At 65.9% G+C, this 25,037-nt stretch carries 23 protein-coding genes and 1 pseudogene; 15 read left to right on the forward strand and 9 right to left on the reverse strand.

Annotated features, from left to right (window positions below; translation table 11 throughout):
- Positions 1 to 156 precede the first annotated feature (156 nt).
- From V8683_RS05035 to pyrF, 7 genes are all read left to right on the forward strand, one after another.
- The gene (locus V8683_RS05035) at positions 157 to 1,164 is read left to right on the forward strand and encodes an arabinose ABC transporter substrate-binding protein (protein ID WP_027795884.1); all 1,008 of its coding nucleotides are present in this window, start codon (positions 157 to 159) and stop codon (positions 1,162 to 1,164) included.
- Between the two features lie 115 nt (positions 1,165 to 1,279).
- Positions 1,280 to 2,791, forward strand: coding sequence for an L-arabinose ABC transporter ATP-binding protein AraG (araG, locus tag V8683_RS05040; RefSeq protein ID WP_411187142.1), 1,512 nt, complete (start codon positions 1,280 to 1,282; stop codon positions 2,789 to 2,791).
- 23 nt (positions 2,792 to 2,814) lie between these two features.
- Positions 2,815 to 3,843, forward strand: a complete 1,029-nt coding sequence (gene araH / locus V8683_RS05045; RefSeq protein WP_411187140.1) for an L-arabinose ABC transporter permease AraH — start codon at positions 2,815 to 2,817, stop codon at positions 3,841 to 3,843.
- Between the two features lie 19 nt (positions 3,844 to 3,862).
- Positions 3,863 to 4,663 carry an SDR family NAD(P)-dependent oxidoreductase gene (locus V8683_RS05050; RefSeq protein ID WP_411187138.1) on the forward strand — a complete coding sequence of 267 codons (801 nt, stop codon included), beginning with the start codon at positions 3,863 to 3,865 and terminating at the stop codon, positions 4,661 to 4,663.
- Positions 4,660 to 5,562, forward strand: coding sequence for an SMP-30/gluconolactonase/LRE family protein (locus V8683_RS05055; protein ID WP_411187136.1), 903 nt, complete (start codon positions 4,660 to 4,662; stop codon positions 5,560 to 5,562). Before V8683_RS05050 ends, V8683_RS05055 begins: the two co-directional genes overlap by 4 nt.
- A gap of 241 nt (positions 5,563 to 5,803) precedes the next feature.
- A complete protein-coding gene (locus tag V8683_RS05060) occupies positions 5,804 to 6,958 on the forward strand; it encodes an aldose 1-epimerase (protein WP_411187134.1) in 1,155 nt (384 codons plus the stop codon).
- A 70-nt stretch (positions 6,959 to 7,028) separates the two neighbouring features.
- Positions 7,029 to 7,844, forward strand: coding sequence for an orotidine-5'-phosphate decarboxylase (pyrF, locus tag V8683_RS05065; RefSeq protein WP_411187132.1), 816 nt, complete (start codon positions 7,029 to 7,031; stop codon positions 7,842 to 7,844).
- 67 nt (positions 7,845 to 7,911) lie between these two features.
- On the opposite strand, the gene V8683_RS05070 is transcribed toward pyrF, so the two are convergent.
- Genes V8683_RS05070 through thiL form a run of 4 tightly spaced genes read right to left on the reverse strand, consistent with a single transcriptional unit; the run spans position 7,912 to position 10,590 of the window.
- Entirely contained in the window at positions 7,912 to 8,448 is a 537-nt protein-coding gene (locus tag V8683_RS05070; RefSeq protein WP_411187130.1) for a cupin domain-containing protein, read from the reverse strand.
- 27 nt (positions 8,449 to 8,475) lie between these two features.
- A complete protein-coding gene (locus tag V8683_RS05075; protein ID WP_411187128.1) occupies positions 8,476 to 8,976 on the reverse strand; it encodes a CinA family protein in 501 nt (166 codons plus the stop codon).
- Positions 8,977 to 9,017: 41 nt separating this feature from the next.
- Positions 9,018 to 9,593, reverse strand: coding sequence for a phosphatidylglycerophosphatase A family protein (locus V8683_RS05080; protein WP_411187126.1), 576 nt, complete (start codon positions 9,591 to 9,593; stop codon positions 9,018 to 9,020).
- Positions 9,583 to 10,590 (reverse strand): thiamine-phosphate kinase, encoded by a 1,008-nt coding sequence (gene thiL / locus V8683_RS05085; RefSeq protein WP_411187124.1) that lies wholly within the window; start codon positions 10,588 to 10,590, stop codon positions 9,583 to 9,585. The genes V8683_RS05080 and thiL overlap by 11 nt, the downstream gene beginning before the upstream one ends.
- 189 nt (positions 10,591 to 10,779) lie before the next feature.
- Here thiL and V8683_RS05090 point away from each other — a divergent pair, with 189 nt between their 5' ends.
- The 3 genes and pseudogenes from V8683_RS05090 to V8683_RS05100 all read left to right on the forward strand — a co-directional run bounded on the left by V8683_RS05090 (position 10,780) and on the right by V8683_RS05100 (position 14,603).
- Positions 10,780 to 13,074 carry an NADP-dependent malic enzyme gene (locus tag V8683_RS05090; RefSeq protein WP_411187122.1) on the forward strand — a complete coding sequence of 765 codons (2,295 nt, stop codon included), beginning with the start codon at positions 10,780 to 10,782 and terminating at the stop codon, positions 13,072 to 13,074.
- 640 nt (positions 13,075 to 13,714) lie between these two features.
- Positions 13,715 to 13,993: pseudogene (locus V8683_RS05095) on the forward strand (ribonuclease); the annotation flags it as partial.
- 16 nt (positions 13,994 to 14,009) lie between these two features.
- Positions 14,010 to 14,603 (forward strand): barstar family protein, encoded by a 594-nt coding sequence (locus V8683_RS05100; protein ID WP_411187120.1) that lies wholly within the window; start codon positions 14,010 to 14,012, stop codon positions 14,601 to 14,603.
- 110 nt (positions 14,604 to 14,713) lie between these two features.
- Here the strand turns inward: V8683_RS05100 and V8683_RS05105 are convergent, their stop codons facing one another.
- The 3 genes from V8683_RS05105 to speE form a co-directional block, all read right to left on the reverse strand.
- A complete protein-coding gene (locus V8683_RS05105; RefSeq protein WP_411187118.1) occupies positions 14,714 to 15,454 on the reverse strand; it encodes a 16S rRNA (uracil(1498)-N(3))-methyltransferase in 741 nt (246 codons plus the stop codon).
- A gap of 19 nt (positions 15,455 to 15,473) precedes the next feature.
- Complete coding sequence (locus V8683_RS05110) at positions 15,474 to 15,887, reverse strand: VOC family protein (RefSeq protein ID WP_411187116.1); 414 nt, start codon at positions 15,885 to 15,887, stop codon at positions 15,474 to 15,476.
- 105 nt (positions 15,888 to 15,992) lie between these two features.
- The gene (gene speE, locus V8683_RS05115; RefSeq protein ID WP_411187114.1) at positions 15,993 to 16,856 is read right to left on the reverse strand and encodes a polyamine aminopropyltransferase; all 864 of its coding nucleotides are present in this window, start codon (positions 16,854 to 16,856) and stop codon (positions 15,993 to 15,995) included.
- A 386-nt stretch (positions 16,857 to 17,242) separates the two neighbouring features.
- Here speE and tkt point away from each other — a divergent pair, with 386 nt between their 5' ends.
- On the forward strand, positions 17,243 to 19,285 hold the full coding sequence (tkt, locus tag V8683_RS05120; protein WP_411187112.1) for a transketolase: 2,043 nt from the start codon (positions 17,243 to 17,245) through the stop codon (positions 19,283 to 19,285).
- A gap of 122 nt (positions 19,286 to 19,407) precedes the next feature.
- The gene (gap, locus tag V8683_RS05125) at positions 19,408 to 20,418 is read left to right on the forward strand and encodes a type I glyceraldehyde-3-phosphate dehydrogenase (protein ID WP_411187110.1); all 1,011 of its coding nucleotides are present in this window, start codon (positions 19,408 to 19,410) and stop codon (positions 20,416 to 20,418) included.
- 79 nt (positions 20,419 to 20,497) lie between these two features.
- Here the strand turns inward: gap and V8683_RS05130 are convergent, their stop codons facing one another.
- The gene (locus V8683_RS05130) at positions 20,498 to 21,226 is read right to left on the reverse strand and encodes a FadR/GntR family transcriptional regulator (protein ID WP_411187108.1); all 729 of its coding nucleotides are present in this window, start codon (positions 21,224 to 21,226) and stop codon (positions 20,498 to 20,500) included.
- Positions 21,227 to 21,459: 233 nt separating this feature from the next.
- Here V8683_RS05130 and V8683_RS05135 point away from each other — a divergent pair, with 233 nt between their 5' ends.
- Together V8683_RS05135 and V8683_RS05140 are read left to right on the forward strand one after the other, a co-directional pair.
- Complete coding sequence (locus V8683_RS05135; RefSeq protein WP_411187106.1) at positions 21,460 to 22,794, forward strand: C4-dicarboxylate transporter DctA; 1,335 nt, start codon at positions 21,460 to 21,462, stop codon at positions 22,792 to 22,794.
- Between the two features lie 26 nt (positions 22,795 to 22,820).
- Positions 22,821 to 23,336 (forward strand): ureidoglycolate lyase, encoded by a 516-nt coding sequence (locus V8683_RS05140; RefSeq protein WP_411187104.1) that lies wholly within the window; start codon positions 22,821 to 22,823, stop codon positions 23,334 to 23,336.
- 94 nt (positions 23,337 to 23,430) lie between these two features.
- Here the strand turns inward: V8683_RS05140 and fur are convergent, their stop codons facing one another.
- Positions 23,431 to 23,859, reverse strand: coding sequence for a ferric iron uptake transcriptional regulator (gene fur / locus V8683_RS05145; protein WP_411187102.1), 429 nt, complete (start codon positions 23,857 to 23,859; stop codon positions 23,431 to 23,433).
- 135 nt (positions 23,860 to 23,994) lie between these two features.
- Between fur and V8683_RS05150 the strand changes: the two genes are divergently transcribed.
- Complete coding sequence (locus tag V8683_RS05150) at positions 23,995 to 24,939, forward strand: outer membrane protein assembly factor BamE (RefSeq protein WP_411187100.1); 945 nt, start codon at positions 23,995 to 23,997, stop codon at positions 24,937 to 24,939.
- The last annotated feature ends 98 nt before the right edge of the window (positions 24,940 to 25,037 follow it).

Raw genomic sequence — 25,037 nt, forward strand, 5'->3', positions numbered from 1 at the left:
GACTGAAGCAGACGACCGAATCGCGGGCCGTAAAGCATAGACAGGAATACGCACGAATCCGCAGGAATCCGCCGACGCGTTGGCCGCGCGCCGCGGCGGAGAGAAGAACAGGCGGCCGACCCTTCCCGTGAACGAAGAAGACAGGAGACTGACAACATGCAACGACGCATCTTTCTGACGCTGATGGCTGCCGCGGTTGCTGCAAGCGCGACACTGGCAGAGGCGCCGGTCGCGAAGGCGGCGGACGAGGTGAAGATCGGCTTTCTCGTGAAGCAGCCCGAGGAGCCGTGGTTCCAGGACGAGTGGAAGTTCGCCGAGATGGCCGCCAAAAAGGATGGCTTCACGCTCGTGAAGATCGGCGCGCCGTCGGGCGAGAAAGTGATGAGCGCGATCGACAACCTGGCTGCGCAGAAGGCCCAGGGCTTCATCATCTGCACGCCTGACGTGAAGCTCGGACCGGGCATCGTGGCCAAGGCGAAGGCCGACAACCTCAAGATGATGACCGTGGACGACCGCTTGGTCGACGGGTCGGGCAAGCCGATCGAGTCGGTGCCGCACATGGGCATCTCCGCGTACAACATCGGCAAGCAGGTGGGCGAGGGCATTGCCGCCGAGATCAAGAAGCGCGGCTGGGACATGAAGGACGTGGGTGCGATCGACGTGACCTACGAGCAGTTGCCGACCGCGCATGACCGCACGAGCGGCGCGACCGATGCGCTCGTCGCCGCAGGCTTCCCGAAGGCGAACATCATCGCCGCGCCGCAGGCCAAGACCGACACGGAAAACGCCTTCAACGCCGCGAACATCGCGCTCACGAAGAACCCGCAGTTCAAGCACTGGGTGGCCTATGGCCTGAACGACGAAGCCGTGCTGGGCGCCGTGCGGGCTGCGGAAGGCCGTGGCTTCAAGGCCGACAACATGATCGGCATCGGCATTGGCGGATCGGACTCGGCGTTGAACGAGTTCAAGAAGCCCGCGCCGACCGGCTTCTACGGCACCGTGATCATCAGCCCGAAGCGCCACGGCGAGGAAACTTCGGAACTGATGTACGCATGGATCACGCAAGGCAAGGAACCGCCGCTGCTCACGCTGACGACCGGGATGCTGGCCACGCGCGACAACGTGAACCAGGTGCGCGAGCAGATGGGTCTCGCCGCGAAGTAAGCGCGTGAACTGCGCTTGAGTTGAGCGTTTCCCGCCGCCCGCTGCCGGCGCGCACCGCATGACCACATGGGGCGCGCCGGTTGCGAAGCGGCGTATCGAATGAGAGGAAACCGAAGTGTCAGCGACACTGCGTTTTGACAATATCGGCAAGGTGTTCCCGGGCGTGCGCGCGTTGGACGGCGTTTCGTTCGACGTGCATTCGGGCCAGGTGCACGGCCTCATGGGCGAGAACGGCGCGGGCAAGTCCACGCTGCTCAAGATCCTGGGCGGCGAGTATCAGCCGGACTCGGGCCGCATCCTCGTGGACGGCAACGAAGTGCGTTTCCCCGACGCGGCGGCATCGATAGGCGCGGGTATCGCCGTGATCCACCAGGAGCTGCAGTACGTGCCGGATCTGACCGTCGCCGAAAATCTGCTGCTGGGCGCGCTGCCGAATACGCTCGGCTGGGTCAAGCGTGGCGAGGCGCGCAAGTTCGTGCGCGAGCGTCTGACCGCGATGGGCGTCGATCTCGACCCCGCCGCGAAGCTGCGCAAGCTTTCCATCGCGCAGCGCCAGATGGTGGAGATTTGCAAGGCACTCCTGCGCAACGCGCGCGTGATTGCGCTCGACGAGCCCACGAGTTCGCTCTCGCACCGCGAGACCGAAGTGCTGTTCAAGCTCGTGCGCGAGTTGCGCGCCGATAACCGCGCGCTGATCTATATCTCGCACCGCATGGACGAGATCTACGAGCTCTGCGACGCCTGCACGATCTTTCGCGATGGCCGCAAGGTGGCCTCGCACGAGACGCTCGACGGCGTGAAGCGCGAGACGATCGTCGCGGAGATGGTGGGGCGCGAGATCAGCGACATCTACAACTACACGCCGCGCGAACTCGGCGAGGTGCGCTTCGCGGTGCGCGGCGTGGAGGGTCATCCGCTCTCCGGGCCGGCGAGCTTCGAGGTGAAGGCGGGCGAAATCGTCGGCTTCTTCGGGCTCGTCGGCGCGGGGCGCAGCGAGCTCATGCAGCTCGTGTACGGCACGCACAAGCGCCGCGTCGGCGAGATCGTGCTAGACGGCAAGACCATCAAGGTGAAGCGCGCCGGCGACGCGATCCGTCACGGCATCGTGCTGTGCCCCGAGGACCGCAAGGAGCAGGGCATCGTCGCGATGGCGTCGGTCTCCGAGAACATCAACATCAGTTGCCGCCGGCATTTCCTGCGCGCGGGCGTGTTTCTCGACCGCAAGAAGGAAGCCGAAACGGCAGACCGCTTCATCAAGCTCCTGAAGATCAAGACGCCGAGCCGCCGCCAGAAGATCCGCTTTCTTTCGGGCGGCAACCAGCAGAAAGCCATCTTGTCGCGCTGGCTCGCGGAGCCGGATCTGAAGGTCGTGATACTCGACGAGCCGACGCGCGGCATCGACGTCGGCGCGAAGCACGAAATCTATAACGTGATCTACCAGCTTGCGGCGCGCGGCTGCGCGATCGTGATGGTGTCATCGGAATTGCCCGAGGTGCTCGGCGTGTCGGACCGCATCGTCGTGATGCGCGAAGGCCGTATTTCGGGCGAGTTGCCGCGCAGCGCGGCGAGCGAACACGCGGTGCTGGACCTCGCGCTGCCGAGGCGCGAGCAGGCGTTGGCCGCATGAGTGGACGGGGAGGAGTGACTGAAATGCAAGCAAGAGAAAATCTGGCGGCCGAATCTGCGCAAACCACTGCGAAGACGGTTGCCGAAGCGTTGATACCGCAGGCCAGCGACAAGCAGAAGTGGTGGCAGCAGATCACGGAATACAGCCTGATCGTGATCTTCGTGGTCATGTTCGTCGTGATGTCGCTGACCGTCGATCACTTCTTCTCGATCGAGAACATGCTGGGCCTCGCCCTCTCGGTCTCGCAGATCGGCATGGTGGCCTGCACGATGATGTTCTGTCTCGCCTCGCGCGACTTCGACCTTTCCGTGGGCTCGACGGTCGCGTTCGCGGGCGTGCTCTGCGCGATGGTGCTCAACGCGACGAACAACACGTTCATTGCGATGGTCGCGGCCGTGGCCGCGGGCGCCGCCATCGGCTTCGTCAATGGCGCGGTGATCGCCTACCTGCGCATCAACGCGCTGATCACCACGCTCGCCACGATGGAGATCGTGCGCGGCCTCGGCTTCATCGTTTCGCACGGGCAGGCCGTGGGGGTGTCGTCGGATACCTTCATCGCGCTCGGCAACCTCACGTTCTTCGGCGTCTCGCTGCCGATCTGGGTCACGCTCGTCTGCTTCATCGCATTCGGCGTGATGCTCAATCACACGGTGTACGGCCGCAACACGCTCGCGATCGGCGGCAATCCCGAGGCTTCGCGTCTCGCGGGCATCAACGTCGAGCGCACGCGCGTCTGGATCTTCCTGATCCAGGGCGCGGTTACGGCGCTCGCCGGCGTGATCCTCGCTTCGCGCATCACCTCGGGCCAGCCGAACGCGGCCGAAGGCTTCGAGCTGAACGTGATCTCGGCGTGCGTGCTGGGCGGCGTCTCGCTGCTGGGCGGCCGCGCGACGATCTCGGGCGTGGTGATCGGCGTGCTGATCATGGGCACGGTCGAGAACGTGATGAACCTGCTCAACATCGACGCGTTCTACCAGTACCTCGTGCGTGGCGCGATCCTGCTCGCGGCCGTGCTGCTCGACCAGTTGAAGAACCGCGGCGCACGCGACTAACCACTAAGGAAGCCGAATCATGACGTCCCCCGCCAACGCCGTCGCACGCCACGCGCACGAACCGTATGCACGCTACCCGAGCCTCGTCGACCGCGTCGTCCTCGTGACGGGCGGCGCGACCGGCATCGGCGCTTCGTTCGTTGAGCACTTCGCCGCGCAGGGCGCGCGCGTGGGCTTCTTCGACATCGACACGAGCGCGGGCGTGGCGCTCGCGGACTCGCTGGGCGACTCCCGCCACAAGCCGCTCTTCGTGACCTGCGACCTCACCGATATCGACGCGCTGCGTGCCGCCATCGCCGACGTGAAAGCGGCGCACGGCCCGATCCATGTGCTCGTGAACAACGCGGCGAACGACCGCCGCCACGCGCTCGCGGAGGTGACGCCCCAGTCGTTCGAGGAAGGCATCGCGGTGAACGTGCGGCATCAGTTGTTTGCGGCGCAGGCCGTCGTGGAGGACATGAAGGCCGCGCGTGCCGGATCGATCATCAACATGGGATCGATTAGCTGGATGCTCAAGCAAGCCGACTTTCCGGTCTACGCGATGTGCAAGTCGGCGGTGCAGGGCCTCACGCGCGGTCTCGCGAAGGATCTCGGGCGCTTCGGCATTCGCGTGAATACCCTCGTGCCGGGCTGGGTCATGACCGAGAAGCAGCGGCGCCTGTGGCTCACGGACGAAGGCCGCGAGTCGATCAAGCGCGGCCAGTGCATCGACGCCGAACTGCTGCCCGAGGATCTCGCGCGCATGGCGCTCTTCCTCGCCGCCGACGACAGCCGCATGATCACGGCGCAGGACATCGTCGTGGACGGAGGCTGGGCATGAGCGCGGATGGAGCGGCCACGGCCGTGCTGGTCTTGCCGGCCGGAAACACCTTGGGCGAAGGCGTGACGTGGTGCGCGCGCAGCGGTCGCCTGTACTGGACCGACATAGAAGGCGCGCGCTTGTCGCGCTACGACCCGCGCGACGGTTCGCACGTGACGTGGGAGATGCCCGAGCGGCTCGCGTGCTTTGCGCTTTGCGAAGACGAGGGCACGCTGCTGCTCGGGCTGGCGTCGCGGCTCGCGTTCTTCGATCTCGCGACGGGAGCGGTCGAAACGATCGCGGAGGTCGAGCCCGGCCTGTCCACGCGCCTGAACGACGGCCGCTGCGACCGCCAGGGCCGTTTCGTGTTCGGCACGAAATACGAGGGCGAGCCGCTGCAGGCGATCGGCGGCTTCTACCGGCTCAATCCCGATCTCGTGCTCGAGCGCCTGCCGTTGCCTGCGCCCGCGATCTCCAACAGCATCGCGTTCAGCCCGGACGGCGGGACGATGTACTACTGCGATTCGCCCACGCGCGAGATTCGTGCGTGTGACTACGGCGTGGATGGAACGATTGCAAACGATCGCGCATTCGTCGCGCTCGGCGACGCGACCGGCGTACCCGACGGCTCGACCGTGGACGCCGAAGGCGGCCTCTGGAATGCGCAATGGGGCGGCGCACGTGTGGTCCGTTACGGTGTCAATGGTTTGGAAACCGGGCGCGTAAAGATTCCCACAGCGCAGCCTAGCTGCGTTACGCTCGGCGGTGCATTGCTGGACACGCTTTACGTGACGAGCGCGCGGGCCGAAATGGACGAGGCCGCGCTCGCGGGCGACCCGGCTGCAGGCGGGGTGTTTGCGGTGCAAACCGGCCGGACGGGCCTGGCAGAACCGCTGTTTCGGGGCCGCCGTCGCGCTTGACGACGTTCCCGGCATTGAATGCGGTGCGTACTACAAACGAACGGATGTTCGTTGTTCTTCGGCAACAGATGCAGTCGATCGGAAGTGTGCTGTTGGACTTGTCAGGATGACCCGAGGTAGAAGGGCGAATACAAGAAGCGGCCGCCGGTTTTCTCGCGTTGCGCGGCATCGGCAGGCTCGCGGTGAGCCGCCCCACGCGAACGTGGGGCGGTAAATCAACATGCCTCTCCAGGAGCCACTCATGAGCGTCGCCAATTCCGCCGTGCGTCGACCCACCCGTTCCAGAGCCGCTCGCGGTGCGACAGCCTCCACCCTGCCTGCGTCGAATTCCCCCGCTGCCGCGCGCCGCGCGCGGCTCGAAGCCGCCACGCATCCCGTCCTCCCCGGCCCGAGCACCTCGGCGGTTGCGATCGGCGCGGCAGGCGTGAGCGACGTGGCCTGCGTGACGCTCGCGAACGCATACCTACGGCTCGACGTCGCGCCCCAGCTAGGCGGCGGGATTACGCGCTTCGACTGGCGCAGCGAAGGCGCGCTCGAACCCGTGTTTCGCCGCTGCGAGCGCGTGAGTGCGCACATGGATCCGAACGAGCTGGCGTGCTATCCGCTGCTGCCCTATTCGAACCGGATAGGCGAAGGCCGCTTTCATTTTGGCGGCCGCAATGTCGAAGTGCCGCGCAATCGCGCGGGCGAACCGATGCCGATCCACGGCGACGGCTGGCTCGCGCCATGGAGCATCGAAAGCGTCGAGCGCGAACGCGTGCGGCTCGTGCTCGACCGCAGCGAGGGTGAGCCCTACGCCTATCGCGCGGCGCTGACCTACGCGCTCGACGGCGCGACGCTGGCCATCGTGCTCGAAGTGGAGAACACCGGCCGCGATGCGCTGCCGTTCGGACTCGGCGTGCATCCATTCCTTGCGCGCGATGCCAGGACCGAGCTTTCCGCGCCGGCAAGCGGCCTGTGGCTTTCGGGCGAGGACTGGCTGCCGGTGCGCCACGTGCCCGCGCCGCCCGCGTGGCAGTTCGGTGTGGCGTACCCGCTGCCCGAACAGCTCGTGAATCACGCGTTCAGCGGCTGGAGCGGACGTGCCGCGGTGGTGTGGGAGCGTCGGCGGCTGTCTTTGTCGATCTGCGCCAACACCGACTATTACGTGCTCTATACGCCGCCCGGCGCCGACTTTTTCTGCTTCGAACCTGTCGATCATCCGATCAACGCGGTGAACCTGAGCGGCGGCGGCGACGCGAACGGCATGACCGTGCTCGCACAGGGCGAGCGCCTCGTGCGGCGCTTTGCCTTCACGGTGGAGCGCCTCGACATGCGCGCAATGGCGGGACCGCACCGCATCGGCGCGCGAGGCAGGGCGGGGGCGCGGGAAAGCAAGGCGGCGCGCGCCGGTTAAGCCGGTCAAGCCGGTTAAAATACGCGCCGTTCCTTTTTACCGCACAGGCGCTCGCCGCGAGCTTTTCACCATGATTTCCTTCACCCAGACCCTGAGCGCTGCGTGGCAGCGCACCGGCTCGCTGCTTTGCGTGGGCCTCGATCCCGAGCCCTTGAAGTTCCCGGCGGCGTTGGCCGGCCGCAGCGACGCGATTTTCGAATTCTGCCGCGACATCGTCGACGCGACGGCGGTTTACGCCTGCTCGTTCAAGCCGCAGATTGCCTACTTTGCGGCACATCGCGCCGAAGACCAGCTTGAGGCGTTGATTGCGCATATCCACGAAAAGCATCCGGGGCTGCCCGTGATTCTCGACGCCAAGCGCGGCGACATCGGCAGCACCGCCGAGCAGTACGCGCGCGAAGCCTTCGAGCGCTTCAAGGCCGACGCGGTGACGGTCAACCCCTATATGGGTTTCGATTCCATCGAGCCGTGGCTCGCCCACCCGGGCAAAGGCGTGATCGTGCTGTGCCGCACCTCGAATCCGGGCGGCTCCGACCTGCAGTTCCTCACCGTCGACGGCAAGCCGCTGTACCAGGTCGTGGCGTCGCTGGCGGCGCAGAAGTGGAATGCCAGCGGCGAGCTCGGCCTCGTCGTGGGCGCGACGTTCCCGAAAGAGATCGAAGCGGTGCGCGAGATCGTGGGCGACATGCCGCTGCTGATTCCCGGCATCGGCGCCCAGGGCGGCGACGTCGAGGCGACCGTGAAGGCCGGCCGCACGGCGAACGGCACGGGCATGCTCATCAATTCCTCGCGCGCGATCATCTACGCGAGCAAGGGCGAGGACTACGCGCAGGCCGCCGCAACGGCTGCCAAAGAGACGCGCGACCGCATCAACGCGTTCCGCTAACGCGCGCGGCGGCGTGTCGTCCTGCACGCCGCCTTTTGTGCACAATGAATGCGTCTGGGGCCGCCAATCAGGCTTTCTTTGCCACGGCCGCGGGCTTCCCGAGCAACTCGACAATCGCCCGATGCAGGGGAAACTTCGCGGCCAGCGCATCGATATCGGCGATCTCGAACTCGCCGAATTCGAAACCCGGCGCCACCGTGCAGCCGACGAGCGCCCAGGTGGACGGATCGCAGCAGCGCGCCGCGAACCAGTGGCCCGCGGGCACCAGGGCCTGGAACACCGTGCCGGGATGATCGAGCGCGTGGCCCAGTTTGCGCGTGGAGAGCACGCCACGCTCATCGATCGAATGGATCTCGATGGGCGAGCCCGCGTAAAAATGCCAGAGCTCGTCGGAGCGGATGCGGTGCCACGCCGAGTAGGCGCCGTCCGCAAGCAGGAAGTAGATGGCCGTGGACGCGGCACGCGTGCCATCGCTTGCCGGCGCGCGTTCGCGCAGCACGAGCTTGTCCGACCGGTAGGTTTCGCTGTAGTAACCGCCTTCGGGATGCGGTTCCAGCCCGAAGCGGCGGATCAGTTCGTCGACTGAGGTGTTCGCGTTGGCCATGGGGGTGCCCCTCCTGTGCGTTCGCGCTTACCGTTCCTGTTCGTCGATCAGTGCGAGCAGCCCGCGCAGCGCGTGCGCCGCGGCCTGCACGCGAATCTGCTCGCGGTCGCCCTTGAAGACCAGCGTCTCGACGCTTGTGTGCAGCCGGTTGCTCCAGCCGAACGACACCATGCCGACCGGCTTGTCGGGCGTGCCGCCGCCCGGCCCGGCCACGCCCGTGACCGATAGCGAAACTTGTGCCCGGCTATTGCGCAGCGCGCCTTCGGCCATCGCGCGCGCGACGGGTTCGCTCACGGCGCCGTGCTTTTCGATCATCTCGGCGGGCACGCCGATCATTTCGCTCTTCGCCTGGTTCGAGTACGTGACGAAGCCGCGTTCGAACCAGCCGCTGCTGCCCGAGATGGCGGTGATCGCCGTGGCGATCATGCCGCCCGTGCACGATTCGGCGGTGGCGAGCATGATGCGGCTCTCGCGCAGCTTGTTGCCGACGCGGATGGCGAGTTGATGGAGGACGGAATCGGTAGACATACTCGGGTAACCCGGTGAGCGTGAGGGGCGGGCGTGGCGGATCAGACCGACATGCGCCACAGTGCGACCACGAGCAGCGTGAAGAACGCGGCGACGAGGTCGTCGAGCATGATGCCGAAGCCGCCCTTGAAGCGGCGCTCGATGTAGCGGATCGGCGGCGGCTTGACCATGTCGAAGAAGCGGAAGACGACGAATGCCAGCAGCTTGCCCTTGAAGTCGGCGGGCATGACCATCAGCAGCACGAGCCAGAACGCCACGATCTCGTCCCACACGATGGCGGACGGATCCTCGGTGCGCAGCTTCTTCGCGGTGAAGCCCGTGACGACGATGCCGGCGAAATAGCCCACGAGAATCAGCAAACCCCAGTCGAGCACCGTGAGGTAGCGGTTCAGCACCTCGAACGACGCCCACGCGAACAGCGTCCCGGCCGTGCCCGGCGCGATGCGTGACAGCCCCGAGCCGAAGCCGAGCGAGAGGAGGTGGAGCGGGTGCGTCAGCATGAACGGCGCGTCGGCCCGGCGCGGACCCGCGGGGCGGGCCGCGGGCGGCGCTGCGGCGGCCGGATGTCCGGCTGCGGACAGGTCGTCGGCGGGCGACGGCGTGGGGTCAGTCGGCATGGAAGTGGTCGAAGCCTTGCAACGTCAGGTTGAGCGGCGCGCCGGAGCCATCGTGCCACGCGATGGCCGGTGCCGTGCGCGTCATATCGGCCGGGTCGAGGGAAGTTATTGTACCGATGCGCGTCACGCGCACGCCGGCCTGTTGCGCCGCTGCCTCGACGGCCTCGCGCGCCCCGGACGGCGCCGTGAAACAGAGCTCGTAATCGTCGCCGCCGGCCAGCGTGCACTGGCGCTGCACCGCAAGCGGCAGGCGCGCGAGCGCCGCCGAGCGCGGCAGCGTATCGACGTCGATGCGCGCACCGACCTTCGAGCGTTCGAGGATATGCAGCAGGTCGCCGGCGAGGCCGTCCGAAACGTCGAGCGCCGCGCGCGCCACGCCCCGCAGCGCCAGCCCGAGCGCAATGCGCGGCTCGGGGAACTCCAGCGCGCGGCGGAACACGGCGGCGTCCCCGGCGTCTACCTGCGCCATGCCGGGCTCGCCGCGCAGCACGCCCAGCCCCGCGCGCGCGTCGCCGGGCGTGCCGGAAACCCAGATGTCGTCGCCCGGCTGCGCGGCATCGCGGCGTAGTGCGACATCCTGACGCACGGAGCCAAACACCGTAATGCAGAGATTGAGCGGTCCCGCCGTCGTATCGCCGCCCATCAGCTCGCAATCGTAGCGATCGGCCAGCTCGAAGAGCCCCGCGCTGAATGCGGCAAGCCAGTCTTCGCGCGGCTTCGGCAAGGAAAACGCAAGGGTGAAGCCGAGCGGCGCGGCGCCCATCGCGGCGAGGTCCGAAAGATTCACGGCCAGCGCCTTGTGGCCGAGCGCGTGCGGATTGACGTCGGGCAGGAAGTGGCGGCCTTCCACGAGCATGTCCGTCGAAACGGCCAGCATTTCGCCGGGAGGCGGCGCGATCAGCGCGCAGTCGTCGCCGATGCCGAGCGCCGCGCGGCGCGTATTCGCGCGGGCGCGCTTCGCGAAATACCGGTCGATCAGGGAGAACTCGGAAAGCATGGCGAAAGGGCGATGAGAAAGGCGATGTAAAGGACCGTGAGGCAGGAGAGGATGCACCCGCGAGTGGCGCGCTTTTGGCGTCATTTCAGTCGCGGCACCTGCGCCCGCACTGAAAGGAATCGTCCCGGAGATTGGCGCTACAATGCATTCGAATAGCCATTCTAATCTCCCCTCCGGCCTCTCCCTCCCATGTCGAATCCCGCTACGAACAAACTCCGCGAAGCCGCCCTCGACTATCACGAATTTCCCACCCCCGGGAAGATCGCCATCGCGCCGACCAAGCAGATGATCAACCAGCGCGATCTGTCGCTGGCGTACTCGCCGGGCGTGGCGTTCGCGTGCGAGGCGATCGTCGAGAATCCGCTCAATGCCGCGCGCTTCACGGCGCGCAGCAATCTCGTGGGGGTCGTGTCGAACGGGACGGCGGTGCTGGGGCTCGGCAACATCGGGCCGCTCGCGTCGAAGCCCGTCATGGAGGGCAAGGCGGTGCTCTTCAAGAAGTTCGCCGGCATCGACGTGTTCGATATCGAGCTCAACGAGTCGGACCCGCACAAGCTCGTGGACGTGATCGCCGCGCTCGAACCCACGTTCGGCGGCATCAACCTGGAAGACATCAAGGCGCCGGACTGCTTCATCGTGGAGCGCGAGTGTCGCAAGCGCATGAAGATTCCGGTCTTCCACGACGACCAGCACGGCACCGCCATCGTCGTGGCCGCGGCGGTCACGAATGGCCTGAAGGTGGTCGGCAAGGACATCAAGGAAGTGAAGCTCGTGGCCTCCGGCGCGGGCGCGGCGGCGCTGGCCTGTCTCGACCTGCTCGTGGACCTGGGCCTGCCGCTGGAAAACATTATCGTCACGGATCTGGCCGGTGTGGTCTACAAGGGTCGCACGGAGCTGATGGACCCGGACAAGGAGCGTTTCGCGCGGGAGACGAATGCGCGCACGCTCGCGCAAGTGATGGAAGGCGCCGATATTTTCCTCGGCCTTTCGGCGGGCGGCGTGCTCAAGCCTGAGATGGTCAAGCAGATGGGCGCGAAGCCGCTGATTCTCGCGCTCGCGAATCCCACGCCGGAAATCCTGCCCGAGCTCGCGCTCGAAGTACGGCCGGACGCGGTGCTCGCTACGGGCCGCACGGACTACCCGAACCAGGTGAACAACGTGCTGTGCTTCCCGTTCATCTTCCGCGGCGCGCTCGACGTGGGTGCGACCACGGTCACGCGCGAGATGGAAATCGCGGCGGTGAACGCGATCGCGGAGCTGGCGCGCCAGGAGCAGAGCGACGTGGTCGCGACGGCCTACGGGATCCAGGACCTGCAGTTCGGGCCCGAGTACCTCATTCCGAAGCCCTTCGACCCGCGCCTGATCGTCAAGATCGCGCCGGCCGTGGCGAAGGCGGCCATGGATTCGGGCGTCGCGACGCGGCCGATCGAAGACATGGACGCCTACCAGCAGCACCTGCAGCAGTTCGTCTACCACAGCGGCACGACGATGAAGCCGATCTTCCAGCTCGCGCGCGCCGCCGATCCTGAGAAGAAGCGCATCGTGTTCGCCGAGGGCGAAGAGGAGCGCATCCTGCGCGCGGTGCAGATCGTCGTCGACGAAAAGCTCGCGAAGCCGATCCTGATCGGCCGCCCCGCCGTGATCGAGCAGCGCATGGCGCGCTACGGCCTGCGTCTCGTCGCGGGGCAGGACTATACGGTCGTCAACACCGACCACGACGAACGCTACCGCGACTTCTGGCAGGCCTACGCGAAGCTGATGGCGCGCAAGGGCATCACGCAGCAGATGGCCAAGCTCGAAATGCGCCGCCGCACCACGCTGATCGGCGCGATGCTCGTGAAGCGGGGCGAGGCCGACGGCATGATCTGCGGCACGATCAGTACGACGCACCGCCACCTGCACTTCATCGACCAGGTGATCGGCAAGAAGGAGGGCTGCAGCGTCTATGGGGCGATGAACGGCCTCGTGCTGCCGAACCGGCAGATCTTCGTGGTCGATACGCACGTCAACGTCGACCCGACGCCCGAGCAACTCGCCGAAATCACGATCATGGCGGCCGAAGAGGTGCGCCGCTTCGGTATCGAGCCGAAAGTTGCGCTGTGCTCGCACTCGAACTTCGGGTCGAGCCTCGCGCCGTCTGCCCAGAAAATGCGCGACCTGCTGGAAATCCTCAGGGAGCGCGCGCCCGACCTGCAGGTGGACGGCGAGATGCACGGCGACGTGGCGCTCGACGCGCACCTGCGTAAGGAGGTCCTGCCCGAGTCGACGCTCGAAGGCGAAGCCAACCTGCTTGTGATGCCGAATATCGACGCGGCGAACATCTCGTACAACCTGCTCAAGACGGCGGCGGGCAACAACATCGCGATCGGCCCGATGCTGCTTGGCGCGGCCAGGCCCGTGCACGTGCTGACGGCTTCGGCTACGGTGCGTCGCATCGTCAACATGGCGGCGCTGCTGGTTGCGGACGTGAACGCGGCGCGTTGATTTGCCGCATGGGGTCGCTGGCACCGGAGAAATGATGCCAGGTTATCGCGCCCTATAAAGCGCGCTCCATAAAAAGGGCGTGCCCGCAATGGGCACGCCGCTCAAACTGCCACCTCAACAGGCATTTGCAGCGCAGCCGGCAGGATGCCGACGGGCGTGGCAGTTTTGGCCCCCCGGCGCCGATCGGTGCCGCCTGGTGCCGATTTCCACCATCGCGGACACCCACTGCGTGCCGAATCAGTCTATCCCGGCTTTCGTTCTGCAAACGTTCGTAATTGTAAAATTTACCGGTCTGGTGCTTGTGCCCCGTCAATGACCCGATGTGGTGGCCTGGCGAACGTTGCTTCCAGGGGGCTTTAGCGATACCCTTACACCTTTAATAGTCGTCGAACGCAGGAACCAACGAGCGGGAATCGGATAGATGGCGCGCATGGGGCTGCGTAAAAAGGTAGCTCGGACGGTACGCAACGTAGTGGCTGAGTCCACTAGCCTAAGCCATTGTTTTGACAGTATTCGCAGGGCGGCGGCAGTCGCGGCTCTTGCGGCCCTGGCAACGGTTGCCTCCACGGGTTTCGAGCAAGCCCAAGCGCGAAGCACGCCGTCCGCGCAGTCGGATTACGCCGCGGCCGACATCGGAAGGGTCGCCACGGCCCAATTGCCGCCCGAAGCGGTCAATACGCTTGGCCTCATTGCGGCGGACGGACCTTATCCGTACGAGAAGGATGGCGTCGTGTTCGGCAACTACGAGCGGATGTTGCCGTCCCATCGGCGCGGTTATTACCACGAATACACGGTGCCGACGCCCCACGCGCGCAATCGCGGCGCGAGGCGCATCGTTTGTGGCGGGCCGCTGCGGCGGACCGATAACTGCTACTACTCCGACGACCACTACGCCAGTTTTAAGCGAATTGTTGAATGACACCGGGAAGAGCGGCATGAGCGATAACGTCTACGCGCACGACCCGCGGGTCGCGAGCGATCTGTTCGCGTCCGCGGAGGGCAACCTGTTCCAGCGAGTCATGCAGATGAAGCACGACGAGCAACGCGAAACCGCGAGCGGCGAAAGCGGCGGGCCTTCGCATGCGCTTTCATCCGCGCTTTCGTCCGCGCTTTCATCCGATGAGGAAGGCATGAGCCTGTTCTCGACCGTGCAGCCCAATATTGTCCAGTCGATTCGCGCATTCCGCGTACAGGATCTCCACGACGAAGCGCAACGTCTGCAGCAGCATTTCCTCTATGCGTACTGCGCGACCGCACAGAGCAAGCAACAGGTGCTCGAAACCATTTCCACGTCGTTTCTGTTTCCGAAGCATTTTGGCAAGAACTACGACGGGCTGTACGACTGCCTCACCGATCTGGTGCAGAAGGCCGGCGAGCAACCGGGCTTCGTCGTCGTGCTCGACGGGCTGCCGATCGCCCAGAAGTTCGACAAGGACGGTCGCGAAACGCTGCTCGACGTGTTCCGCGAAGCCTCCGAATACTGGGCCGAGCGCAAGGTGCCGTTCCGCGTCTTTTATTCGTTTGCCTGACGCCTGTCGTCAGCAGTCCGTTGGAATTTGCGCCGTAATCCGCGCCGTAATCCGTCGCATCCGCGCGACAGATTCGAAAGAGGCCCGCCTGCCGGCGGGCCTTGTCATTTTTACCAGCCGCCCCAGCGCGCGGCGAGTGCCGCGAGCACGGCAATACCCGCCGTTTCGGTGCGCAGGACACGCGGCCCGAGTCCGACCGGGACGAAGCCGTTCTCCACGGCCGCCGCTTCCTCGGCCGACGAAAATCCGCCCTCCGGTCCGACCAGCACGGTCACTTCGCCCCTGGGCGGATCGTGCGGAAGCGTCGCGAACGGCGCGTTGGCGCGCGGCGAAAGAATGATGCGCAGTTCGCCCTCGGCGGGCGTGCGGGGCAGGGCGGAGAGCCAGGTGCCGATCTCGCGCGCCGGCGCGACGTCCGGCAGACGGTTGCGGCCGCATTGTTCGCACGCCGACTGAACGATGCGCTGCCAGTGCGCCTGGCGCCGCAGGGCGCGCTCGCCGGAAAGGCGCACGACGCTGCGCGAGGTCGTGAGCGGCACGAAGTTCGTTGCGCCCAGCTCGACGGCCTTCTCGATCAGCCAGTCCATCTTGTCGCTGCCGGCAATGCCCTGCGCGAGCGTGAGCCGGTAGGGGGGCTCGGTTTCGGCGTCGCGAAAGGGCCCCACGCGCACTTTCGTATCGCGGCGCTCCATCTCGACGATCTCCGCGCTGTATTCGCCGCCCGTGCCGTTGAAGAGCACGATGGCGTCGCCCGGCTGCAGGCGCAGCACCTGGACGTGACGCGTGACTTCGTCGGGCAGCGTGATGACGTCGCCCGGTTCTAGCGGATTAGCGACAAAAAAGCGGGGCATAAGACTTGTTTTCATTGATTCATGACAGGTGGCGAGCCAGCGCCCAGCGGTAACCGTCGAGGTCTTCGACCTGCGCGAAACGGTCCCCCCAGAACTGGTCCTGCGGCTCGCTCAGCGATTTGGCGCCGGCTTCGAGCGCGCGCGCATAAACCGCATCGACATCGTCGACATAGAGATAAAAGGACTGCGGAGCCAGCGCTCCCGCGCTCTTCGGCGTGCGGGCCGTCGAGCCGAATGCGCCCTCCGGGGCGAACATCACGATGAGCTGCTCGCGATAGGTCATTTCGACGTGCATGACAGCCCCGTCGTCTTCCACGCAGTCGCGCACGCCAAAACCGAAAGCCGCCTCAAAAAACGCCATGGCGGCGCGCGCGTCGCGCACCGTCAGATACGGAGTGAGCCACGGCACGCCAGCGGGGCGGGGTGGGGTCATCGGGTTTCTCCACGTTTCGGTTGTGCGGTTCGGCAGGGGGCGCGGTGGACCGCTCGGGCGCCCCGGAGAACGCGCTAGTCCTAGGATTTTGCCTTACGGTGCCGATCAAGGGGCCGGGATTCGGCTTAATTTGTTGCGAGCCAGCAAGGGGGCAGAAAAGAGAGCGGCGTGCAGGTCGGCTTCGTAGAAGCGCAGGCCTTCGACGCCGCGGGCCTCCATGCGCGTGCGTAATGTCGCGACGTCCATCGCGGCGGGGTCCAGGCGGTCGCTCGCCACGGCCATCAGCCACAGCGAGCCATAGAGCGGCACGTAAGCGGCCAGTGGGCGCACGACCGCGAACGAGGCGCCCAGTCCCGTCAGCAGTCCTTCGATGCGCTCGGCGTGGTGCCAGGGGGAGCCAAGATGGAGCGAGATCAGGGCATCTGCCGTCATCACGCGCTTGAGTTCGCCGTAGAACGCCGGCGTGTAGAGCCCGGCTGCCGGCGAATCGGGCGGAGTCAGGTCGAACACGATGAGGTCGAAGCGTTCCTGCGTACGCGCCACGAATGCCGCGGCGTCGCCGATCAGGAGTTCCACGCGGGGATTGTCGAAGGCGCCGCCGCGCACCTGTGGCAGGTAATTGCCGGTCAGCCGCACGACGTCGGGGTCCAGCTCGGCCACGACGATCCTCTCGATGCCCGGATGACCCAGCAGTTGCCGCGCCGCCCCGCCGTCCCCGCCGCCCAGCACGAGCGCCGCGCGCGGCGCCGGATGCGTGAGCGCGGCCGGCTGCGTCATGCATTCGTGATAGACGAACTCGTCGCCGGCCGCCGTCATCGGCCGGCCGTCCAGCGTGAACAGGCAGCCGAGCTGCGGCGTGTCCCAGACCTCGATGTGCTGCCACGCCGAATCGACACAAGCAAGGCGGCGCGCGCCCGGAAAGCCGTAGACGGCGCCGGGGGCGGGGTGGAAGAGGAGCGGGGCGTTCACGGTTGGAATACGGATGGTTTGGGACGGCTCCGCGCGCGTGCTGTCGGGAAATGGGGCGACGGCGGAATTATATGAGGACGGCCGGCGGGCGCGGTTCGTGCGGTGTCCTGGCTTGTGCCCCGATCGCACCCGGGTTGTCCATCTGGCCGCGCTGTCTCGAAAAGCCCCCGCGGAGCGCTCCGGGGCCGGGGGTTATCCGCGCATTCTGCTAGAATAATGCGCTTTGCAGCCCCTTCCGTTTGCTCTGGCCGTACCGCGTCTCCCGGCGCCGCACCGTGCGCCGGAGCAGCCGTTTTGCCGAGCTTCCGGATCCCCCGCGCTGCTGTGCCCGCCCACCGTTTTATCGGGCGTCCACACCGCTTTTTGCACTCGTTCCCGGACTCGACATGACGACCTCGTCCTCCGCTTCCCCCGCAACCACCTCGTTGATGGCCAACGCGATCCGCGCGCTGTCCATGGACGCCGTTCAGCAAGCGAACTCCGGCCACCCCGGCATGCCGATGGGCATGGCCGAGATCGCGGTCGCACTGTGGTCGCGGCATCTGCGTCACAATCCGGCGAATCCGCACTGGAGCGATCGCGACCGTTTCGTGTTGTCGAACGGTCACGGCTCGATGCTGCTGTACTCGCTGCTGCATCTGACCGGCTACGACCTGCCGATGGCCGAGCTGAAGAACTTCCGCCAACTGCATTCGAAGACGCCGGGCCACCCGGAATACGGCATCACGCCGGGCGTCGAGACGACTACCGGCCCGCTCGGCCAGGGGCTCGCGAATGCGGTCGGCATGGCGCTCGCCGAGGCGCTGCTTGCGGCCGAGTTCAACAAGGCCGACGCGAAGATCGTCGATCACCACACCTACGTGTTCGTCGGTGACGGCTGCCTGATGGAAGGCATCTCGCACGAGGCCTGCTCGTTCGCCGGCACGCTGAAGCTCAACAAGCTGATCGCGTTCTACGACGACAACGGCATCTCGATCGACGGCGAAGTCGTGAACTGGTTCCACGACGACACGCCCAGGCGCTTCGAAGCCTATGGCTGGAACGTGATCCCGCACGTGGACGGCCAGAATGTCGAGGCGGTCGACGCCGCGATCAAGCAGGCGAAGGCCTCGGACAAGCCCACGCTCATCTGCTGCAAGACGCAGATCGGCCACGGCGCGCCGACCAAGGCGGGCGGCCACGACGTGCACGGCGCACCGCTCGGCGCGGAAGAAATCGCCAAATGGCGCGCGGTGTCGGGCTGGAAGTGGGAGCCTTTCGTCGTGCCGCAGGAAGTCTACGCAGACTGGGACTCGAAGGCCACGGGCGCGAAGCTCGAAGCCGGGTGGAACGAAGCGTTCGCCGCTTACCAGTCGAAGTACCCGGCCGAAGCGGCCGAGTTCGAACGTCGCATGGCCCACCAGTTGCCCGCCGACTGGGCGCAGAAGGCCGCCGCGATCGTCGCCGGCGCCGATTCGCGCAAGGAAACGGTTGCCACGCGCAAGGCGTCGCAGCAGGCCATCGAAGGCCTCGCCGCCGCGCTGCCCGAACTGCTCGGCGGCTCGGCCGACCTGACCGGCTCGAACCTCACCAACTGGAAGGCCTCGAAGCCCGTGCGCGCGGCCAAACCCGGCGAGAGCGGCATCCAATGGGGCAACCACATCAACTACGGCGTGCGCGAGTTCGGCATGAGCGCCGCGCTCAACGGCCTTAACCTGCACGGCGGCTACAAGGCGTTCGGCGGCACGTTCCTCACGTTCTCCGACTACAGCCGCAACGCGCTGCGCGTGGCCGCGCTGATGAAGTGCCCGTCGATCTTCGTGTTCACGCACGACTCGATCGGCCTCGGCGAAGACGGCCCGACGCACCAGTCGATCGAACAGGTCGCGAGCCTGCGCCTGATCCCGAACATGACGCTCTGGCGTCCGGCCGACACCGTCGAAACGGCGGTGGCCTGGACCGAGTCGATCACGCATCACGGTCCGTCGTCGCTCGTGTTCAGCCGTCAGAACCTCGCGTTCAACGAACGCACCGACGCGCAGATCGCCAACATCGCCAAGGGCGGCTATGTGCTCAAGGACTGGAACGACGACATCCCGAGCCGCAAGATCATCCTGATCGCAACGGGTTCGGAAGTCGAACTGGCGGTGAAGGCCGTCGAGGCGCTGCAGCGCGAAGGCATTGGCGCGCGTGTGGTGTCCATGCCGTCGACCAACGTGTTCGACCGCCAGGACGCCGAATACAAGGAGCGCGTGCTGCCGAAGGGCGTGCGCCGCGTGGCGATCGAAGCGGGCGTGACCGAGTTCTGGCGCAAGTACGTGGGCCTCGAAGGCGGCGTGGTCGGCATCGACACGTTCGGCGAGTCGGCGCCGGCCGGCGTGCTGTTCAAGCACTTCGGCTTTACGGTCGATCACGTCGTTGCGACAGCCAAGGCCGCTCTCGACAACTAAGCATGCTTCGTGAGCCCGCTCGATGAAGTCGATGCGGCGGGCTCATTGCTTGTTGCGCCGCGCCCCGGCGCAGCCGGCACCGGTATCGGTATCGGAATTTTTCAGCCATCAGGAGATAAACCATGACCATTCGCGTCGCTATCAACGGCTACGGCCGCATTGGCCGTAACACGCTTCGCGCGTTCTACGAGAACGGCAAGAAGCATGACATCCAGATCGTCGCGATCAACGACCTGGGTGACGCGAAGACCAACGCGCATCTGACGCAGTACGACACGGCGCACGGCAAGTTCCCGGGCGAAGTGTCGGTGGACGGCGACTACCTCGTCGTCAACGGCGACAAGATCCGCGTGCTGGCCAACCGCAACCCGGCCGAGCTGCCGTGGGGCGAGTTGGGCGTCGACGTCGTGATGGAATGCACGGGCTTTTTCACGACCAAGGAAAAGGCGAGCGCGCACATCAAGGGCGGCGCGAAGAAGGTCATCATTTCGGCGCCGGGCGGCAAGGACGTCGACGCGACGATCGTCTACGGCGTGAACCACCACGTGCTGAAGGCATCGGACACGGTCATCTCGAACGCATCGTGCACGACCAACTGCCTGGCACCGCTCGTCAAGCCGCTGAACGACAAGATCGGCCTGGAAACGGGCTTGATGACCACGATCCACGCGTACACGAACGACCAGGTCCTGACCGACGTGTATCACGAAGACCTGCGCCGCGCGCGCTCGGCCACGCACAGCCAGATCCCGACCAAGACGGGCGCAGCTTCGGCCGTCGGTCTCGTGCTGCCGGAACTGAACGGCAAGCTGGACGGCTATGCCATTCGCGTTCCGACCATCAACGTGTCGATCGTCGACCTCTCGTTCATCGCCAGGCGCGATACGACGGTCGAAGAAGTCAACGCGATCATGAAGGAAGCCTCGGAAGGCGCGCTCAAGGGCATCCTGGGCTACAACAACGCACCGCTGGTTTCGATCGACTTCAACCACAACCCGGCTTCGTCGACGTTCGATGCGACGCTCACGAAGGTGTCGGGCCGTCTCGTGAAGGTGTCGAGCTGGTACGACAACGAGTGGGGCTTCTCGAACCGCATGCTGGACACGGCTGTCGCGTTCGCGAACGCGAAGTAAGCACCCGGGTCAGCATGCGCAGTCACAGACTGCCGCGCGATACGGAAGATGCGGAAAACCGCCCCTTGGGGCGGTTTTTTTACGCCCGCTCCGCGTGCGCCTGAGATGTGGGCGCGAGGGATGGCGGCGTCGGAAAGTACACCCCCGCGCGTTGCGCCGCGTTGGCGATATGTCGCTCGATCGCCTCGCCGGCCGCAGCGCAGTCGCGCGCCTTCAGCGCGGCGACGATCAGGCCGTGCTCGCGATGCGTCGAGAGTACGAGTTCGCGCCGGTAGAACGGCATGCGCTGGCTTTCCTTCATGATGTCGGCGCTGCTGCGCAGGATCGATTCGATGGCCGCATTGCCGGCGATGCTCACGATGCGCATGTGGAAGTCGAAGTCGAGCTGCGCGGCTTCGTCGAGTTCGTCGCAGGCGAGCGCTTCGTGCAGTGCATTGAGATTCTGTTCCAGCCAGACCACGTCGCTGTCGCCGATCGCGAGAGCCGCCATGCGCGCGACGAACCCTTCCAGCGCGTAACGCATCTGGTACGTGTCCGGCAGCGAGGACTGAGCGGCGAAGCGCCAGGGATGCGGGCTCGTCGCCTCGGCGCTCGTCACGTAGACGCCTTTGCCCGCCCGTATCGTCAGCATGCCTAACGCTTCGAGCGTGGACAGCGCCTCGCGCAGGGACGCGCGGCTGATCGCCAGCTCTTCGGAAAGCTGGCGTTGCGCGGGCAGCAGACTGCCGACCGGGTAGAGGCCGCCTTCGATCCGTTCGCGGATCGTGGCAACGGCGGCGTCGGTAACGGTATGCGGAACGTTCTTCATGGCGACGGATCTCGCGTGGTCTGACCGGTATTGTAGTCGGCCGCCGCGCGGACGCGTTGCCCAGGCTTGGGGAGCGTATTCATGCGGGGTGCAAAGTCACTGGCATCCGGCTTCATGCCCCGGGTAAACACTCAATTTTTCTTCCTTGACGGCGGTATATCGGCTTCCTACTATCGACCATAACAGTACTGGTCAGACCAGTATGAACAGTTGGCCTGCAACCGGAGAAAGTCGTGTCGAAGTTCTTCAACTCGTTGTTCGGGCGCGTGATGATCGCGCTGGTTGTCGGGATCGCGGTCGGCGCGATATTTCCCCATTTCGCCCAGTCGCTGCGGCCGCTCGGCGACGGCTTTCTGAAACTGATCAAGATGGTCATCGGGCCCATCGTCTTCTGCGTGGTCGTAAGCGGCATGGCGCACGCTGGCGACCTGAAGAAGGTGGGCCGGGTGGGCCTGAAGTCGGTGGTTTATTTCGAGGCGATGACGACGATCGCGCTCGTGATCGGCGCCGTGCTGGCCTGGCTGACACGCCCGGGCGCCGGCATGAACGTCGATCTGCGCTCGCTCGACGCGGCCTCGCTCGCCACCTACACCGAGCATGCGAAGAACCTCAAGGACACCGCAGCATTCCTGCTCAAGATCATCCCCGACACGGCAGTCGACGCCTTCGCAAAAGGCGACATCCTGCAGATCCTCGTGTTCTCGGTGTTGTTCGGCAGCGCGCTTTCGCTGCTCGGCCCGAAAGCGCAGCGCGTGAACAGCCTGATCGACGAACTGGGGCAAGTGTTTTTCCGCGTGATGGGCTTCATCATCAAGCTTGCGCCGCTCGGCGTGCTCGGCGCGGTCGCGTTCACCACGGGCACCTATGGCGTGGCGTCGCTCAAGCAGATCGGCATGCTCGTGGTCGTGTTCTATTTGAGCTGCTTTGTGTTCGTCGCGGTCGTGCTCGGCATCGTCATGCGGCTGGCCGGCTTCAGCCTCTTCAAGCTGATCCGCTATCTGCGCGAGGAACTGTCGATCGTGTTGGGCACGGCTTCCTCGGATGCCGTGCTGCCGCAGATCATGCGCAAGCTCGAATGGATGGGCGTGAAGGATTCCACGGTGGGCCTCGTGATTCCCACCGGCTACTCGTTCAACCTCGATGGCTTTTCGATCTACCTCACCCTCGCTGTGATCTTCATCGCGCAGGCCACGAACACGCCGCTTTCGCTGCACGATCTCATCGTCGTCGTGCTGGTCTCGCTCGTGACCTCGAAGGGCGCGCACGGCATCCCGGGCTCGGCCATCGTGATTCTCGCCGCAACGCTCTCGGCCATTCCCGCGATTCCCGTGCTCGGCCTCGTGCTGATCCTGCCGGTGGACTGGTTCGTCGGCATCGCCCGCGCGCTGACCAACCTGATCGGCAACTGCGTCGCGACCGTCGTGGTGGCGGTGTGGGAGCACGACATCGACCGGGCCCGCGCGAAGCGCGTGCTCAACTTCGACGAGGGTTTCCTCTACGTGCCGGCGGGCGAGGGCGACGGCGGCGATCTGGCTGCTGCTGGCGGCAATCCCGCACACGCGCTTTGATTCCCGGGCCACTCAGGAGACCGACGATGAAGATTCTGCAAATTGAACCGCTCACGCGCGAGGCGTTCGCGCCGTTCGGCGACGTGATCGAAACCGTGGGCGCCCGGCATTTCCCGATCAACGGCGGCACGACCGAGCGCTACCACGATCTGGCGTCGATCGACGTCGGCGCCGCGGGCGGGCGGGCGATCGTGAACGTGTTTCGGGCCCAGCCGCGCGTGTGGCCCGTGGAGATCGCGATGATGGAGCGCCATCCGCTTGGCAGCCAGGCGTTCGTGCCGCTCGCGGGCGCTCGCTACGCCGTGGTCGTCGCGCCCGCGGGCGAGTTCGATCCGGCCGGCCTGCGCGCGTTCTGGGCGGCCGGGGGGCAGGGCGTCAATTACGCGCGCGGGGTCTGGCACCATCCGCTGCTCGCGTTCGGCGGCGTGAGCGATTTTCTCGTGGTCGACCGCGGCGGCAATGGCGAGCCGAACTGCGATGAGATCACGCTCGTCGAGCCCTTGCACCTCAGGCGCGAGGCGCTGACCGAAGCTATCGGCTAAGCGGCCTCGTTCGTCGCCGAAAAGCAAACGCCACGGCAGCAGCGATGCCGTGGCGTTTGCGCTTTCTTGCGCCGAACCGCGTCTGATGCTTGCCTTAGTGCTTGCGGTGCGGGCAGTTTTCCTTCGTGCAGGCCCCGTAGAGCGCCAGCGCGTGTTCCTGCAGCTTGAAGCCCCGCTCGTTGGCGATCGATTGCTGGCGCTTTTCGATTTCGGGATCGAAGAACTCCTCGACGAGCCCGCAGTCGAGACAAACGAGGTGGTCGTGGTGGGTGCCTTCGTTCAACTCGAACACGGCCTTGCCCGATTCGAAGTTGCTGCGCGTGAGGAGACCCGCCTGCTCGAACTGGGTGAGCACGCGGTAGACGGTGGCGAGCCCGATATCGAGTTCTTCGCTCAACAGGTTGCGGTACACGTCTTCGGCCGTCAGGTGGCGCACCGGGCTGTGCTGAAAAATCTCCAGGATTTTGAGGCGAGGCAGCGTCGCCTTAAGTCCGATGTTCTTGAGATCGGCTGGATTGGTCATGACGATAAGTCCCTGGAGTACAATGCTAGGTTCTAATGTTAATGCGGTTTGCAGTTCCGGTCATCTTTGACAAAACTTTCACAGAAAACTTCGCAGAACTAGCGCGGCTTCGCGACAAGCCCGCACGGTGAGGAAATGATTCCAGAATCCAAAACGACCGGCCGGGGCGGCCGTCTTTCGAGCGCCCTGGCGTGCACACTGCTGGCTACTGCGGCGCTTTCGGGGCTTTCAGGCTGCTCGACTTACGACAGCGCGACGCAGCGCATCGCGCAGAGCATCACACCGTATCGGATCACGATCGTCCAGGGCAACTTCGTTTCGAAGGAAGCCGCGTCGCAGATGAAGGTGGGCATGTCCCGCGCCCAGGTGCGCCAGTTGCTCGGCACGCCGCTCCTGGCCGACATGTTCCACCAGAACCGCTGGGACTACATCTTCTACTTCAAGCGCGGCTCGACCGCCATCGTCCAGCAGCGCGACTTCGTCGTGTTGTTCGACGGCGATCAGGTCACGAGCTGGTCGGGCGGCGAAGATCTGCCGTCGAACCTCGAACTGCTCGCCGAAATCGACGGCGACCGCAGCGGCAAGAAGAAGGCCGCCGCGCCGGCGCCGACCTCCGCGGCCGTCGCGGCGTCCGCGGCTTCCGAAGCTGCCACGACGGCGGTGGGCGCGACCGTCACCGACACCGCGCGCACGCCGACGTCCGAGCTGGGCGTGGGCGCCGCCGCGGCTGCATTGCCGGAGAACCCGAACGCGCAGGCTGCCGCTGCCGCCAACCGCGCGACCGACGCCGTGCAGATGCCGACTGGCGGAACGCCTTCGGTGCGCGCGAACACGCCGCCGTCGTCGGTGCTGCCGCAGAACGTGGGCTCGATGCCGTCGCAGGTGCAACTGCATCGCTCGCCGCCGCCGCAGTTCCAGGGCGTGCAATCGAACCCGGTTGGCCCGGCGCCGGGCGCCCAGGGTACGGGCGACGCGAACGCCGACCAGCTCCTGCCGTCGAAGAATACGCCGCTTACCGCCCCGCCGACCGTGCCGGCCGCACCGGCAGGCGCTTCGGGTGCGGCGGGAACGGGCGGCTGATCCGGCTGTCCATCGTTTTCAGACCCAGCGCGAAGCGCCCGCCCCCCCCCACCGGGGAGCTGGGGGTGCCCCGGGACGAGCGCCCCGGCCCCGCCGCC

This window comes from Paraburkholderia sp. AV2 (assembly GCF_054968425.1).